General features: G+C 69.9%; 15 protein-coding genes. 8 read left to right on the top strand and 7 right to left on the bottom strand.

What is annotated here, in order from left to right; all coding sequences use genetic code 11:
• Nucleotides 1–3: 3 nt before the first annotated feature.
• A complete protein-coding gene (locus ACXJJ3_RS16925) occupies nucleotides 4–792 on the bottom strand; it encodes an NAD-dependent epimerase/dehydratase family protein (protein ID WP_458171074.1) in 789 nt (262 codons plus the stop codon).
• 135 nt (nucleotides 793–927) lie between these two features.
• Between ACXJJ3_RS16925 and ACXJJ3_RS16930 the strand changes: the two genes are divergently transcribed.
• From ACXJJ3_RS16930 to ACXJJ3_RS16940, 3 genes are read left to right on the top strand one after another with little or no spacing between them, the layout of a single operon-like run.
• Nucleotides 928–2175, top strand: coding sequence for an ROK family protein (locus ACXJJ3_RS16930; RefSeq protein ID WP_458171076.1), 1248 nt, complete (start codon nucleotides 928–930; stop codon nucleotides 2173–2175).
• Entirely contained in the window at nucleotides 2172–3317 is a 1146-nt protein-coding gene (dgoD, locus tag ACXJJ3_RS16935; RefSeq protein ID WP_458171077.1) for a galactonate dehydratase, read from the top strand. Before ACXJJ3_RS16930 ends, dgoD begins: the two co-directional genes overlap by 4 nt.
• Entirely contained in the window at nucleotides 3311–4549 is a 1239-nt protein-coding gene (locus tag ACXJJ3_RS16940) for a glycoside hydrolase family 27 protein (RefSeq protein ID WP_458171078.1), read from the top strand. Before dgoD ends, ACXJJ3_RS16940 begins: the two co-directional genes overlap by 7 nt.
• A gap of 50 nt (nucleotides 4550–4599) precedes the next feature.
• Here the strand turns inward: ACXJJ3_RS16940 and ACXJJ3_RS16945 are convergent, their stop codons facing one another.
• From ACXJJ3_RS16945 to ACXJJ3_RS16960, 4 genes are all read right to left on the bottom strand, one after another.
• Nucleotides 4600–4902, bottom strand: coding sequence for a hypothetical protein (locus ACXJJ3_RS16945; protein ID WP_458171079.1), 303 nt, complete (start codon nucleotides 4900–4902; stop codon nucleotides 4600–4602).
• Between the two features lie 96 nt (nucleotides 4903–4998).
• On the bottom strand, nucleotides 4999–5451 hold the full coding sequence (locus ACXJJ3_RS16950; RefSeq protein WP_458171080.1) for an NUDIX domain-containing protein: 453 nt from the start codon (nucleotides 5449–5451) through the stop codon (nucleotides 4999–5001).
• On the bottom strand, nucleotides 5451–6218 hold the full coding sequence (locus ACXJJ3_RS16955; RefSeq protein ID WP_458171081.1) for an SDR family NAD(P)-dependent oxidoreductase: 768 nt from the start codon (nucleotides 6216–6218) through the stop codon (nucleotides 5451–5453). Before ACXJJ3_RS16955 ends, ACXJJ3_RS16950 begins: the two co-directional genes overlap by 1 nt.
• Nucleotides 6218–7366, bottom strand: a complete 1149-nt coding sequence (locus ACXJJ3_RS16960) for an acyl-CoA dehydrogenase family protein (protein ID WP_458171083.1) — start codon at nucleotides 7364–7366, stop codon at nucleotides 6218–6220. Before ACXJJ3_RS16960 ends, ACXJJ3_RS16955 begins: the two co-directional genes overlap by 1 nt.
• A gap of 86 nt (nucleotides 7367–7452) precedes the next feature.
• Here ACXJJ3_RS16960 and ACXJJ3_RS16965 point away from each other — a divergent pair, with 86 nt between their 5' ends.
• From ACXJJ3_RS16965 to ACXJJ3_RS16975, 3 genes are all read left to right on the top strand, one after another.
• A complete protein-coding gene (locus ACXJJ3_RS16965; protein ID WP_344200083.1) occupies nucleotides 7453–8037 on the top strand; it encodes a TetR/AcrR family transcriptional regulator in 585 nt (194 codons plus the stop codon).
• 84 nt (nucleotides 8038–8121) lie between these two features.
• Entirely contained in the window at nucleotides 8122–9000 is an 879-nt protein-coding gene (locus ACXJJ3_RS16970; RefSeq protein WP_458171085.1) for a S1 family peptidase, read from the top strand.
• A 125-nt stretch (nucleotides 9001–9125) separates the two neighbouring features.
• Entirely contained in the window at nucleotides 9126–10010 is an 885-nt protein-coding gene (locus tag ACXJJ3_RS16975; protein ID WP_458171087.1) for a S1 family peptidase, read from the top strand.
• Between the two features lie 51 nt (nucleotides 10011–10061).
• Here the strand turns inward: ACXJJ3_RS16975 and rlmB are convergent, their stop codons facing one another.
• Both rlmB and cysS read right to left on the bottom strand, forming a co-directional pair.
• Nucleotides 10062–11024: a 23S rRNA (guanosine(2251)-2'-O)-methyltransferase RlmB gene (gene rlmB / locus ACXJJ3_RS16980; RefSeq protein WP_458171088.1), complete on the bottom strand. Its 963-nt coding sequence runs from the start codon at nucleotides 11022–11024 to the stop codon at nucleotides 10062–10064.
• A gap of 1 nt (nucleotide 11025) precedes the next feature.
• A complete protein-coding gene (cysS, locus tag ACXJJ3_RS16985) occupies nucleotides 11026–12453 on the bottom strand; it encodes a cysteine--tRNA ligase (RefSeq protein WP_458171089.1) in 1428 nt (475 codons plus the stop codon).
• Between the two features lie 242 nt (nucleotides 12454–12695).
• Between cysS and ACXJJ3_RS16990 the strand changes: the two genes are divergently transcribed.
• Together ACXJJ3_RS16990 and ACXJJ3_RS16995 are read left to right on the top strand one after the other, a co-directional pair.
• Complete coding sequence (locus ACXJJ3_RS16990) at nucleotides 12696–13748, top strand: neutral zinc metallopeptidase (RefSeq protein WP_458171091.1); 1053 nt, start codon at nucleotides 12696–12698, stop codon at nucleotides 13746–13748.
• 105 nt (nucleotides 13749–13853) lie between these two features.
• Entirely contained in the window at nucleotides 13854–14675 is an 822-nt protein-coding gene (locus ACXJJ3_RS16995) for a lysozyme (RefSeq protein WP_458171092.1), read from the top strand.
• Nucleotides 14676–14689: the final 14 nt, after the last annotated feature.

Raw genomic sequence — 14689 nt, forward strand, 5'->3', positions numbered from 1 at the left:
CTCTCATTCGGAAGTCTGTGGGTCGAACAGCCGGCAGACGGGACCCGACGCCGGGCCTGCCTGCGCGGCGAGGGCTTCGCTGTCGTCCTCGGGCCGGTAGCCCAGCTCGTGCCGGGCGGACGTGATGTCCCAGTGGTCGCGGGTGTTCGCGGAGACGCCGAAGTGGACGCCGAACCGCTCGCGGGCCTGCAGCGCCGCGAGCATCAGGCGGCCGGCGTCGTCGTCGGAGAGCCACTGCCCGAGGTAGCGGCGTTCGGTCAGCGGCCAGCCGGTCAGGCCGAGCCGCAGGCAGGTGACCGAGGCGCCGGTGCGGCCGGCATGCATCCGGCCGAGCGCCTCCAGCACCGCCTTGCCCAGCCCGTACGGACAGCAGGGGCGCGGATCGAGCCGTGGATCGACCGGCCAGTACTGCCGCCGGTTGTGCTCCCCCGACGCGTGCAACGAACTGGCGAGCACGATCTTCGGGACGGCGTGGGCAGCCTCGAGCACCACCTGGGTCGGCCACACATTCGCGGCGTACACGCTGTCCCAGCTCTGCCAGGGGCTGCTGTTGCCCGCGAGGTGCAGAAGGGCGTCGGCACCGGACAGGACCTCGCGGGCCGCATCGGGATCGCCGATGTCGGCCTGCACCGCCTGCAGCTCGCTCGGCCCGGACGGCACGGCCCGGTCGACCAGGCGGACCCGGTACTGCTTGCGCAACCACGGCAGCACCGCGGTCGCGACGCGCCCCAGCCCGCCCGTGATCACCACCAGCGGCAGCTTGCCGTTCTGCGCACCGTCCATGTCGGTCATCCGGTCGCCGGGCCCGGGGCGATCCCCGGGGCTGTGGCGAAATTGTTCGAGCAGTTCGGCGTTTGTGTCAAGTCTTCGTACACAGACTGTCAGTTGAATTGACTCCGGTGGCCTCGATCCCGGATACTCGACGTCGTGGCTGCGAAGGACACCGGATCTCTCCGAGCGCTACGGCGCACCAACTCCGAGCGGATGCTGTCCGCGCTGATGGAGCACGGCGCGCTGCACCGGGCCGAGCTGGCGCGGATCTGCGGCGTCTCGCGGACGACGGTGTCGACGATCACCGCCGACCTGATCGTCGGCGGCGTGGTGATCGAGGTGCACGGCGAGCAGGCGGCGCGGGCCGGGATCGACGCGTCCGAGGTCGACGGCCGGGCCCGCGGCTTCCTGCGCGCCAACCCGGCCGCGGGCGCTGCCGCCGGCCTCGACTTCACCCTCGAGCGGGTCTGGTGCCACGTCACCGATCTGTCCGGGGCGACGCTCGCCAGCGACGGCGTGCGGGCAGCGCCGGACACCCCGTGGCAGGAGCGGCTGACGGCCGGGCTCACGCTGCTCGACGAGCTGCTCACCCAGGCCGGGCTGGAGCGCGCCAACCTGGTCGGCGTCGCGATCGGCGTGCCCGGTCCGCTCGACCTGCAGACCGGTGTGGTCGGCCCGTCGTTACCGGGGCAGGCCTGGGCCGGGGTCAACGTCGCGGCCGAGTTCGGCCGCCATCTCACCGTGCCGGTGCTGGTGGAGAACAACACCCGCCTGGAGGCGGTCGCGGAGTTCACCTGGGGCGCCGGCCGCGATCTCGACGATGTGCTGTATGTCGGGCTCTCGACCGGGATCGGCTCCGGGATGCTTGTCGACGGCAACCTGCACCACGGCGGCGCCCGCGGTGGTGGCGGCGAGCTCGGCCACCTGTCCGCCGATACCTCCGGCGCGCCGTGCCCGTGCGGGAATCGCGGTTGCCTGGTGCAGTACGCGTCGCTGCAGGCCGTGCTCGCGAAGCTCGAGCCGGTGCTCGGCGCGGACGCGGGCCTCGACGAACTGCTCGCCGCCGCAGCGGACGGACAGCCGGAAACCTTACAAGCGCTCCGTGAAGCCGGTGAACTGACCGGCCGGGTGCTCGCGAACATCTGCAACCTGCTCAACCCGGCCCGGATCATCGTCGGCGGCGAGCTCGCCCGGGCCGGCGACCTGATCCTGGAGCCGATCCGCGGCACGCTCCGCCGGACCGCGATGTCGTTGACCCGGGACGTCGACGTGGTCGGCGCCGAGCTCGACCTCGGCGCCCGCGCCGGGGCCTCCGGAGCCGCCGCCCTGGTGCTCCGGCAGACTGACCAGCTCGTCGCGGCACTGCTCGCCGCACCCGCCCACGAACCGAATGAGGCCGTGTGAAGATCGTCGGATACGAAACGTTCCTGGTGGCTCCGCGGTGGCAGTTCCTGCGGATCGACACCGACGAAGGCATCAGCGGCTGGGGCGAGCCGATCGTCGAGGGCCGCGCCGAGGCGGTGCAGGGCGCGGTCGCGGCATTGATGGAGTATCTGGTCGGTGCGGATCCGCTGCGGATCGAGGAGCACTGGCAGGTGATGGCCAAGGGCGGCTTCTACCGCGGCGGCGCGGTGCTGTCGAGTGCGCTGGCCGGGATCGACCAGGCGCTCTGGGACATCAAGGGCCGGTTCCACGACGTCCCGGTGCACGAGCTGCTCGGCGGGCCGGTTCGCGACCGGGCGCGGGTCTACACCTGGGTCCACGGCCGTGACAACGCCGAGCTGGTCGACCAGGCGCAGGCCAAGGTTGCGGCGGGGTTCACCGCTCTTAAGCTGAACCTGTCCGAGGCGCTGCCGCCGATCCCGTCGGCCGCGCAGCTGCGGGCGTCGGTCAGCCGGGTCGAGGCGCTCCGGGACGCGCTCGGCGACGGCATCGACATCGCCCTGGACTTCCACGGCCGATTCAGTACGGCGGCCACCCGGCAGATCCTGCCGCTGCTCGAGCCGCTGCTGCCGATGTTCGTCGAGGAGCCGGTCACCCCGGAGTACTCGCGCGATCTGCGCCGGATCACCGAGTCGACCAGCATCCCGATCGCGATCGGCGAACGACTGTTCTCCCGCTGGGACTTCCGGGACGTGATCCCGACCGGGATCGCGGTCGCGCAGCCGGACATCTCGCACGCCGGCGGTGTCTCCGAGGTCCGCCGGATCGCCGCCCTCGCCGAGACGTACGACGTGAACGTCGCGCCGCACTGTCCCCTCGGGCCAATCACGCTGGCCGCGAGCCTGCAGATCGACTTCGCGATCCCGAACTTCCTGATCCAGGAGCAGAGCCTCGGCATCGAGTACGGCGGCGGCAACGCGCTGCTCGACTACCTGGTGGATCCGGAGGTGTTCGCGTTCACCGACGGGCGCGTGCAACGCCCGACCGGACCCGGGCTGGGGATCGAGGTCAACGAGGAGGTCGTCCGCGCGGCGGCCGCGGAGCCGCACCGCTGGCGCTCCCCCGTGCTGCGGCACGACGACGGATCGTTCGCCGAATGGTGACGCCGCCGATGGGCTGGAACAGCTGGGACTGTTTCGGCACCACCGTGACCGAGGACGAGGTGCTGGCCAACGCGCAGGTGATGCACGACCAACTGCTGCCGTTCGGCTGGGACACGGTCGTCGTGGACATCGCCTGGTACGACCCGACCGCGCGGTCGCACGGCTACAACGAGAACGCGCCGGTCGTCCTGGACGGGTACGGCCGTCAGTTGCCGGCGCCGGCGCGGTTCCCCTCAGCCGTGGACGGCGCCGGCTTCGGACCGCTGGCGGAGAAGGTGCACGCGCTCGGGCTGAAGTTCGGGCTGCACATCATGCGCGGGATCCCGCGCCGGGCGGTCGAGCTGGACCTCCCGGTGTACGGGACCGAGTGGACGGCCCGCGATGTCGCGGACCACGACCACGTCTGCACGTGGAACCCGGACAACCTCGGGCTCGACCAGGACCACCCCGGTGCGCAGGCGTACTACGACGCGCAGGTCGCGCAGTTCGCCGCGTGGGGTGTGGATTTCGTCAAGGCCGACGACATGCTGGCGCCGTACCACGACCGGGAGATCGCGGCGTATGCGCGGGCGATCGAGCGGAGCGGGCGGGACATCGCGCTGTCGCTGTCGCCGGGGACGCACCTGTCCACGCACCACCTGGACCACCTGCGCGCGAACGCGCGGATGTGGCGGATCTCGGACGACCTGTGGGACCGGTGGGAGGACGTGCACGCCCAGTTCGCCCGGCTGGCGCGATGGGCGCCGTTCCAGCAGGACGGCGGCTGGGCGGACGCGGACATGCTCCCGCTCGGCCACATCGGCATCCGCGCCGAGCGCGGCGACGACCGAATGAGCCGACTCACCGCCGACGAGCAGCAGACCCTGCTGACGCTGTGGGTGATGGGCCGCTCGCCGCTGATGATGGGCGGCGACCTGCCGACCACCCCGCCGGAAACCCTTGCCCTGTTGACGAATCCGGCACTCGCCGAGGTACTGCGGTCCTCGTCCGACGCCCGGGAGACCGTCCGCGAACCGCTGGACGACGGCGAGCTGATCGTCTGGACCGCCCAGGGCGACACCAACTCGTACGCAGCACTCTTCTGGACAGGCGCTGGCCCCCGAGAAGTAGCGCTCCCGGACGAGCTCCCCGCCCCGGTCCGCGATCTGTGGACCGGCACGCCTACCACCGAACGCGTGTACACCGTCCCCGCGCACGGAGTTCGCTGGCTCGAGCTCAGCGCGCCACTCTGACGAAAGAGTCCGTGTCCGGGGACCACCCCGGACACGGTCTCCGCGGTGGCCTACTTGTAGACGACCCACAGCTCGTAGTCGTCGCCCGGGAACGCCGAGCCGTTGATGCACTTGTACTTCGTCCACTTGGTGCCGGCGGCACCGGCCGCGTGACAGTCCGACTGCCAGAAGAAGTCCCCCACGTACTCCCAGTTGTCACCGGCAACAACCGTCGGCGCCGCCGCCGTGACCGCCGCCGCCGTGACCGCCGGCGCTGTGGTCGCCGGCGCCGCCTGCGCTGCCGGGGCGGCGAGGCCGCCGGCCGTGATCGCCGCACCGGCGAGGACACCGTAGAAAACCCTGCGAATACTCATGATCCGTCCCTTTCGTGGTTGGTCCGAACACTTCGAGCATGTCGACCGGCCACGAGGCCCGCACCTGCTTTCGGGTCACCCCGAAAGGCCGCGGAACTATTCGATGAGGGCCGAAAGCAACCATCTCGAAAGCGGTGCATCACCCAATTCCTGAAGGTCTTTCACCCAACGGGCCTCGGCGATCTCCGAAGAGAGTGTGGTCTCGGAGGACACCGAGAGTGCGGTCAGGATCGTGAGGGTGTCGCGTTTGCCTTCGAGGGTGGTGACGGTCGTGTCCAGGACCCTGAACTCGGCCGGGCGGATGGTCAGGCCCAGTTCTTCGTGGACCTCGCGGGCGGCCGCCTCGGCGGGCGTTTCCCGGGCGGGTTTGTAGCCGCCGCCGGGCAGCGCCCAGCGGCGGGTGTCGGCGTACGAGTGCCGGACGACCAGGAAGCGGCCGTCCGGCAGGCGCAGCAGGGCTTTCACGCCGAAGGTGGTGGGCTTGCGGATCCGCCACCACAGCTGGAGGAACGGCGAACCCGCGCGCAGCAGGATCGCGGGGACGCGCATCAGCGCGGCGGCATCCGGAGGGCGCCGTCGAGGCGGATGACCTCGCCGTTCAGCAGCTGGTTGTCGAGGATGTGCCGGACCAGCGCGGCGTACTCGGTTGGCCTGCCGAGCCGGGACGGGTGCGGGACCTGCTGCTCGAGGACCGTGCGGGTCTCCTCCGGGAGGCCGGCGAGCATCGGCGTCTCCATGGTGCCGGGCGCGATCGTCACCACCCGGATCCCCTTGTCGGCGAGGTCGCGCGCGGCGGTCAGCGTCAGCGCGACGATGCCGCCCTTGCTGGACGCGTACGCCGCCTGCCCGATCTGACCGTCGTACGCCGCGATCGACGCGGTCATCACCACGACGCCGCGGTCGCCGTCGTCGCTCGGCTCGGACGCGATCATCCGCTCGGCGGCCAGCCGGAGGACGTTGAAGGTGCCGATCAGGTTGATCTCGATCACCTGCCGGAAGGTTGCCAGCGGCAACGGACCCTTCCGGCCGACAACCCGGCCCGGGGTCGCGACGCCGGCGCAGTTCACCACGACCCGTAGCGTCCCGAGCTCCGCGGCGGCATCCAGCGCGGCGGTCACGGCCGCCTCGTCGGTGACGTCGGCAGGCGCGAACACCACCCGGTCGCCGAGCTCCTCCGCGATCGCCTTGCCCGCCGACGACGGCAGGTCGACGATCACCACGCCGAGCCCGTCCGCCGCCAGCCGCCGAACGGTCGCCTCCCCGAGGCCCGAACCACCACCGGTGACGAGAGCGACGTCGGACGGGCTGAACTCCATCAAATGCTCCTCAAGAGATCGCGGCTGATCACCAGTCGCTGAATCTGGTTCGTACCTTCGAAGATCTGGGTCACCTTGGCCTCGCGCATGTAGCGCTCGGCCGGGAACTCCCGGGTGTAACCGTACCCACCGAGCACCTGGACCGCGTCGGTGGTGACCTTCATCGCCGCGTCCGTGCAGACCAGCTTCGCGATCGCCGCCTCCCGCGTGAACGTCCGGCCCAGGTCGCGCCGCCGGGCCGCGTGCAGGTACGTCGCCCGCCCGGACTCGACCGCCGCGGACATGTCGGCGATCAGGAACTGGATGCCCTGGAAGTCCGCGATCGACTGCCCGAACTGCTGCCGTTCCTTCGCGTACGACGTCGCGAGGTCGAGGGCCGCCTGCGCCAGGCCGACCGCGCAGGCGGCGATCCCGAGCCGCCCGGAGTCGAGCGCGGACAGCGCGATCCGCATCCCGTCGCCCTCCGCGCCGATCATGTTCTCCGCCGGGATCCGGACGTCGTCGTAGTTCACGAGCGTCGTCGTCGACCCGGTCAGGCCCATCTTCCGCTCCGGCGCGCCGAAGCTCAGGCCGTCGACGCCGGCCGGGACGTGGAACGCGGAGATCCCGTGCTTGCGGTCGTCCGACGTACGGGCGAACGTGGTGAAGAAGTCGGCGTACGGACCGTGACTGATCCACGCCTTCGTACCGTTCAGCACGTACGAATCCCCGTCGCGGACGGCGCGGGTGGTCATCGAGCTGATGTCGGACCCGGCCTGCGGCTCGGACAGCGCGTACGCCCCGAGCAGCTCGCCACCGATCATGTCCGGCAGCAGCCGGTCCTTCTGCTCGTCGCTACCGAACGTGGCCAGCCCGTACGACGTCATCGTGTGCACGGAGACGCCGACGCCGACCGACATCCACGCGGACGCGATCTCCTCCAGCATCTGCAGGTACACCTCGTACGGCTGCCCGGCGCCGCCGTACTGCTCCGGGTAGGGCAGGCCGAGCAGGCCGGCTTTTCCGAGGGTCCGGAACGCGTCCCGCGGGAACGCCTCGGTCTCCTCGGCGTGCGCGGCGTGCGGAGCCAGCTCGTGGTCGCACAGGTCGCGGACCAGGGCCAGCAGGTCAATGGATTCGTCAGTCGGCAGGAGTCGGTCGACAGCCATCAGGAACCCCCTCTCAACAGCTGACGAAATGATACTCCGAACGATACTGACGCACCTAATGCAGTATCGTTCTATGCTGTCTCGATATGACAACAGTCGTTCCGGGCCGACGTACCCGCCGGCAGTCCGAGCTGCTGGACCGGCTCCTGTCCCTGTTCCTCGAGCAGGGGTTCAGCCGCTTCACCCTGGACGACCTGGCCGCCGAGCTGCGCTGCAGCAAGACGACCCTGTACGCGTTGGCGCCGAGCAAGGAACAGCTCGCCGTCGAGGTGGTCAAGCACTACTTCAAGAATGCCACCGCGCAGGTGGAGTCCGCGGTCGCCCGGCAGACCCGGCACGACCGGCGGATCGCGGCGTACCTCGGCGCGGTCGCGGACGCGCTCCGGCCCGCCAGCCGGACCTTCCTCGACGACGTCGCGACTTTCGCGCCGGCCCGGTCGGTGTACGAGCGGAACACCCGGATCGCCGCCGAGCGGGTCCGGCAGTTGATCGAGGACGGAATCAACCACAAGACGTTCCGGCAGGTCGACATCGCGTTCGCGGCCGAGATGATCGCGCACACCATGCAGGCGATCCAGCGCGGCGACATCGCCCGCCGCACCGGCCTCAACGACGCCGAGGCGTACCGCGAACTGGCCTCCTTCGTCCTGCACTCCCTCAGGCTCGACTGAACCAGCCGTCCCCTTAGGGTGGGTCATCGTCCTCTTGCTGCCATCTCGTGCATCAGAGCCGTACGCCCCGGAAGGCTGATCACCATGAAATCTCTCCGACGAACCGCGGCCGTGGTGGCGGCCGCCGCCCTCGCCCTCACCGCCGCCGCGCCGGCCGGGGCAGATCCGGTGAAGCCGCCTCGCCTGTCCGCCAAGGCGATCACCGCCACTCTGAACGACCAGATCCACACCGCGGGTACGGCGTGGATGACGAAGCCGGACGGCACCGTCGTGGTGTCGTACGACTCCACGGTCACCGGTACGAAGCTGACCAAGCTCACCGGCCTGACCAAGCAGCTCGGCACCAACATCACGATGGAGAAGCTGCCCGGCAAGCTGCAGAAGTACATCAGCGGCGGCATGGCGACGTTCGGCGGCCAGTACAAGTGCTCGGTCGGGTTCAACGTGCAGCGCCGCGGGAAGTACTACTTCCTCACCGCCGGCCACTGCGGCGTCGACGCGGCCCGCTGGTACCAGGACCAGGCGCACAAGGTCTACACCGGCGCCGTCTGGAACGCGACGTACCCCTACCACGACTACTCGCTGGTCGTGTACCGCACCGACATCAAGACGAAGCCCCCGGGCGGCAGCGTCTACCTGTACAACGGCCACTCGCAGGACATCACCAAGGCGATGAACCCGGGCCTCAACCAGCTGGTGTACCGCTCCGGCGCTACCAGCGGCCTACACAGTGGCCGGGTCACCGGCCTGAACGCCACGGTGAACTACGGCGACGGCCGCGTGGTCGGCCTGATCCGGACCAGCGTCTGCGCCGAGCCGGGCGACTCGGGCGGCCCGCTGTTCTACCGGCAGTACGCGTTCGGGCTGACGTCCGGCGGCTCCGGTGACTGCACGCAGGGCGGCGTGACGTACTTCCAGCCGATCGTGCAGGCGCTGAACGCGTACGGGGTCTACATCTACTGAGCGCAGGTTTCCCCTACGCTCCGAGACTGCCTGAATACTCAGCGAGATAGTGGGTAGGACTCGTCACGGTTGAAGTCAAGGACGCCCCGCCCCGAAGGCGTCCTCATCGTGAGGAGGCTGAAACCATGAATCTGTCCCCACTCCGCCGTACCACCGCACTCCTGGCCGCGGCCGGGCTTGCTGCCGCCGGACTTCTGGCAACGCAGGCCTCGGCCGCACCGGTCAACCCGGCCACGCTGTCGGCCGCCGCGATCTCGTCCACGCTGGCCGAGAACGCGACGATCCCCGGCACCGCCTGGGAGACCGACCCGAACGGCCGGATCATCGTGTCGTACGACGACACGGTCACCGGCGCGAAGCTGGCGCAGCTGACCGGCGTGACCAAGCAGTTCGGCAGCCGGATCAAGCTCGAGAAGATGTCCGGCAAGCTCACCAAGTACGCCGCCGGCGGCGACGCCATCTACGGCGGGCAGTACCGCTGCTCGCTCGGCTTCAACGTGCGCAGCGGCAGCACGTACTACTTCCTGACCGCCGGGCACTGCGGCAACATCGCGTCCAGCTGGTACTCGAACTCCGCCAAGACCACGCTGCTCGGGACGACGTACGGCTCGAGCTTCCCGGGCAACGACTACGCGATCGTAAAGTACAGCTCGTCGGCGAGCACCCCGCCCGGGACGGTCGACCTGTACAACGGCTCCTCGCAGGACATCACATCCGCCGGCAACGCGTCCGTAGGCCAGGCGGTCAAGCGCAGCGGCAGCACGACCGGCGTCCACAGCGGCACGGTCACCGGCCTGAACGCCACCGTCAACTACGCCGAAGGCACCGTCAGCGGCCTGATCAAGACCACCGTCTGCGCCGAAGGCGGCGACTCCGGCGGCGCCCTCTTCGCCGGCACCGTAGCCCTCGGCCTCACCTCCGGCGGCTCCGGCAACTGCTCCTCCGGCGGCACCACCTACTTCCAGCCCGTCACCGAAGCCCTCTCCCGCTACGGCGTGAGCGTCTACTGATCCGGACATGAGTGGGGGCCGGGAGCGATCTCCCGGCCCCACACTCACGTTCTAACCGCGGCGGCGGGAGATTTCGTAGAGGGTTACGCCGGCGGCGATGCCGGCGTTCAGGGACTCGGTGGCGCTGGTCATCGGGATCGAGACGATCAGGTCGCAGTTCTCGCGGACCAGGCGGGCGAGGCCCTTGCCCTCGGAGCCGATCACCAGGACGATCGGCTCGGTGGCGGCCTCGAACTCCGGCAGGTCGACCTCGCCGTTCATGTCCAGGCCGATCACCAGCAGGCCGGCGTCCTTGTAGGACTTGAGGGCGCGGTTGAGGTTGCCGGCGCGAGCGACCGGGATCCGGGCCGCGGCGCCGGCCGACGTCTTCCACGCGGACGCCGACATCGACGCCGTACGACGTTCCGGGACGACGACGCCGTGGGCGCCGAACGCGGCCGCGGAACGGGTGATCGCGCCGAGGTTGCGCGGGTCCGTGACGCCGTCGAGCGCCACGATCAGCGGCACCTCGTGCGCGTCGTACGCCCGCTGCAGCAGGTCGTCGGGGTGCGCGTACTCGTACGGCGGGATCTGCAGCGCGACGCCCTGGTGCGAGCCGCCCGCGGTGACCCGGTCCAGCTCGGAGCGGGGCACCTCGAGGACCGAGACGCCGGTCTCGACCGCGACCAGCAGCGCCTCGCGCAGCCGGGCGTCCCGCTCGGTGCCTTCGGCAACGTGCAGCGCGGAGGCCGGGACGCCGGCCCGGAGGGCCTCGACGACCGGATTCCGCCCGTACACCCACTCGACCGTCGAGTCGGCGTCCTTGCGGGCCGGACGGCGGCTGCGGGTCTCGCGTTCCTTGGCGCGCTCGGCCGCCTTCGCCCGCTTGTGCGCCGGGTGCTTGACCCGGTCCACCGCCTTCGGCGTCGGGCCCTTGCCCTCGAGACCGCGGCGGACCCGGCCACCGGAACCGGCCGTCGGATTGCCCCGCGGCTTCTTCCGAATGGCTCCCTTGCGCTGGCTGCTGCCTGGCACGTCAGTTTCCTTCGTCTGTAGATACCAGGGACCAACGCGGCCCCTGGGGAGTGTCCTCGATGACGACGCCGAGCGCCTTCAGCCGGTCGCGGACCGCGTCGGCGGCGGCGTAGTCCTTCCGCTCGCGGGCAGACTGGCGCTGCTCGAGCAGGGCCTTCACCAGGCCGTCGACGACCTCGGTCAGCTCGTCGCTGCTGCCGGTCCGCGACGCCCACGGCTCGGACAGCGGGTCCAGCCCGAGCACGCCGAGCATCCCGCGCACCGACGCGAGCGCCTCCCGCAGCGCCGCGGAGTCGCCGTCGGCGACCAGCTTGTTCCCGTCGCGGACGGTGTTGTGCAGCACCGCGATCGCGGCCGGCGTCCCCAGGTCGTCGTCCATCGCGGCGACGAAGTCCGACGGCAGCCCGGCCGCCGGCTCGACCCCGCCGGTCACCTCGGTGGCCCGGTCGACGAACCCCTCGAGCCGCTGGAAGCTCTTCGCGGCCTCCTCGAGCGCCTCGAACGAGAACTCGACGACCGACCGGTAGTGCGACTGCACGAGGTAGAAGCGCAGCTCGATCGGGCGCACCCGCTCGACCACGTTCCGCACGACGGCGCTGTTGCCCATCGACTTCGACATCTTCTCGCCGGCCGTGGTGACCAGCGCGTTGTGCATCCAGAACCGGGCGAACTTCTGCCCGACCGCGGTCGACTGGGCCAGCTCGTTCTCGTGGTGCGGGAAGCGCAGGTCCAGCCCGCCGCCGTGGATGTCGAACTCCTCGCCGAGGTACTTCCCGGCCATCGCGGAGCACTCCAGGTGCCAGCCCGGGCGGCCGCGGCCCCACGGCGTCGGCCACGAGGCCGTCCGCGGGGTGCCCTCGACGTACCCCTTCCAGAGCGCGAAGTCGCGCGGGTCGCGCTTGCCGCGCGGGTCCGCGTCCGCGGCGGCCTCCATGTCGTCGATCTTCTGGTGCGAGAGCGCGCCGTACTCCGGCCAGGAGCGGACGTCGAAGTAGACGTCGCCGGACCCGTCGGGCGCGACGTACGCGTGGCCGCGGTCGATCAGCTGCTCGATCATCTCGAGCATCTCCGGGATGTGCCCGGTGGCGCGCGGCTCGTACGTCGGCGGGCGGCAGCCGAGCACGTCGTACGCCCAGTGCAGCTCGCGCTCGAACTCGTAGGCGTGCGCCCACCACGGGACGCCGCGCTCGGCCGACTTCGCGAGGATCTTGTCCTCGATGTCGGTCACGTTCGCGATCACGGTGACCTCGTAGCCGGAGCGCTCCAGCCAGCGGCGCAGGACGTCGAAGACCACTTCCTTGTAGATGTGCCCGACATGCGGGGCACCCTGCACCGTCAGCCCACAGTGGTAGATCCCGACCTTGCCCGGATGGACCGGCTCGAAATCCCTCACTGCTGCCGTTGCGGTGTCGTACAAGCGAAGTGTCACCGGTCAAGGGTAACGGGAAGTGGCACCCCCTCTTGACAAGATATCCACAGCACCTACTCGGGAGGACCGGTCAGTTGTCTCATCAAGGGCCGTACGGGCCGCCACCAGGGCAGTACCCACCCCAGCCGCCGCAGCAGCAGTACCCCGGTCCGCAGCAGCAGTATCCGCGGCCACAGCAGTACGGCCCGCCGCCCGGACCGCCGAACTGGGGTCCGCCACCAGGCCCGCCCCAAGGTCCCCCGATGGGTCCGGCTTTCGGGTTCGGCTCGAACGGCTTCCCGCCGGCGCCCCGGAAGAAGAGCAAGGCGCCGCTGATCCTCATCCCGGTCGCCCTCCTGGGTGTCGTGGTGGCCGGCTTCGTCGTACTGTCGCTCGTCAAGCACAACTCCGACGTCAGCTCCACCCCGCCGGAACCGACGACCAGCACGGCCGCGATCCCGACGTACGCCCCGACCAGCTCCGCCACCGAGCAGCCGACGACCACGGCCCCCACCGCGCCGGCCAGCCGCACGACCCGGACCACCCAGCCGACGCAGACCCATACGACCGCCGCCCCGCCGTCGGACAACGTCATGGTCACCAAGAACCGGATCTACAAGGCGGGCGTGATGAGGTCAGTGAGCTGCCGTGAGCCCGGCTCCCGTCCGACCAGCCTGACGAACGCGCGCAAGTACTACTCCACGGTCCTGCTCTGCCTGAACCGCTTCTGGCCCGGCCAGGTAGCAGCCGCCGGCGGCCGCTTCCGGCCGCCGAACCTGATGATCTTCTCCGGCGCCACGACCAGCCCGTGCGGCGGAGGCACCGGCGCCGGCATTTCGTTCTATTGCCCGACGAACCAGACCATCTACATGGAGGCCGGCACCGACGTCACGTTCTGGCGGAAGAACGGCAACATCTCGTACCAGAGCGACTGGGTGCGGATGAAGATGGCCGACACGGTCGCCCACGAATTCGGGCACCACGTGCAGAACATGGTCGGCATCCTCAGCGCGTACTGGAACCTCCGGTACGCCTCCTCCTCGCAGACCAAGGCGCTGGAGCTCAGCCGCCGGACGGAGCTGCAGGCCAGCTGCTTCGGCAACGTGTTCCTGGGCGCCAACCGCTCCAGCTTCGGGATCAGCGGCGACAAGCGGTACCAGCTGACCTGGCTGCACTCGCACCAGGGCGACGAGTACGGCGTCCAGCCCGACCACGGAAGCCGGGCGGTATACCCGATCTGGACCAACGCCGGGTGGAACAGCCGGAGCCCGTCGGCCTGCAACACGTTCACCGTGCCCGCGTCGTACGTGCGGTAAATGATCACCAAACGCAAGGTGTAAAGGGTTGATTTCCTCCAAGGCGGGGTAATACCTCCGGCGAGCGCTTTGTCCGCCCCTCATATCGCTCTCTGGAGGAGAACCGTGAAGTCCGCCCTTTTCACGGGTGCCGCCGTGACTCTTGGCCTGCTCTTGGCCTCGGTCGGCTCCGCCCAAGCAAGCAACGCCCATCAGCCCACCGCGCAGGCCCGCCAGCACGGCGTCACCGTCGCCGGTGGCGGCTACATGGGCTGGACGAACCCCAAGACGTCCAGCACAACCGCCACGCCGGCCGTCATGGCTCCGGCCGCCACAGTCGAAGGTATCGACGTAGCCAGCTACCAGGGCAACGTCGACTGGACCGCGCAGTGGAACGCCGGTAAGCGGTTCGCCTACACAAAGGCGACCGAAGGCAACTACTACACGAACCCGTACTTCGCCCAGCAGTACAACGGGTCCTACAACGTCGGGATGATCCGCGGCGCCTACCACTTCGCGACGCCGAACGACTCCAGCGGCGCGAATCAGGCGACGTACTTCCTGGCCCACGGCGGCGGCTGGTCCAAGGACGGCAAGACGTTGCCCGGGGCCCTCGACATCGAGTACAACCCGTACGGCGCGACCTGTTACGGGCTGAGCGCGTCCGCGATGGTCAACTGGATCCGGGACTTCGCCAACACCTACAAGGCGAAGACCGGACGGGACGTACCGATCTACACGAACCTGGACTGGTGGAGCCGCTGCACCGGGAACAGCACCGCCTTCAACTCGACGAACCCGCTGTGGGTGGCGAAGTACGCCTCCTCGCCGGGCACGCTGCCGGGCGGCTGGCCGTTCCACACCATCTGGCAGTACAGCTCGACGCCGATCGACCAGGACCGCTTCAACGGCGACTACAGCCGCCTGCAGGCGCTGGCCAACGGCTAAACGGGTTGCAGCGG

The sequence above is a fragment of the Kribbella sp. WER1 genome, from assembly GCF_054189145.1.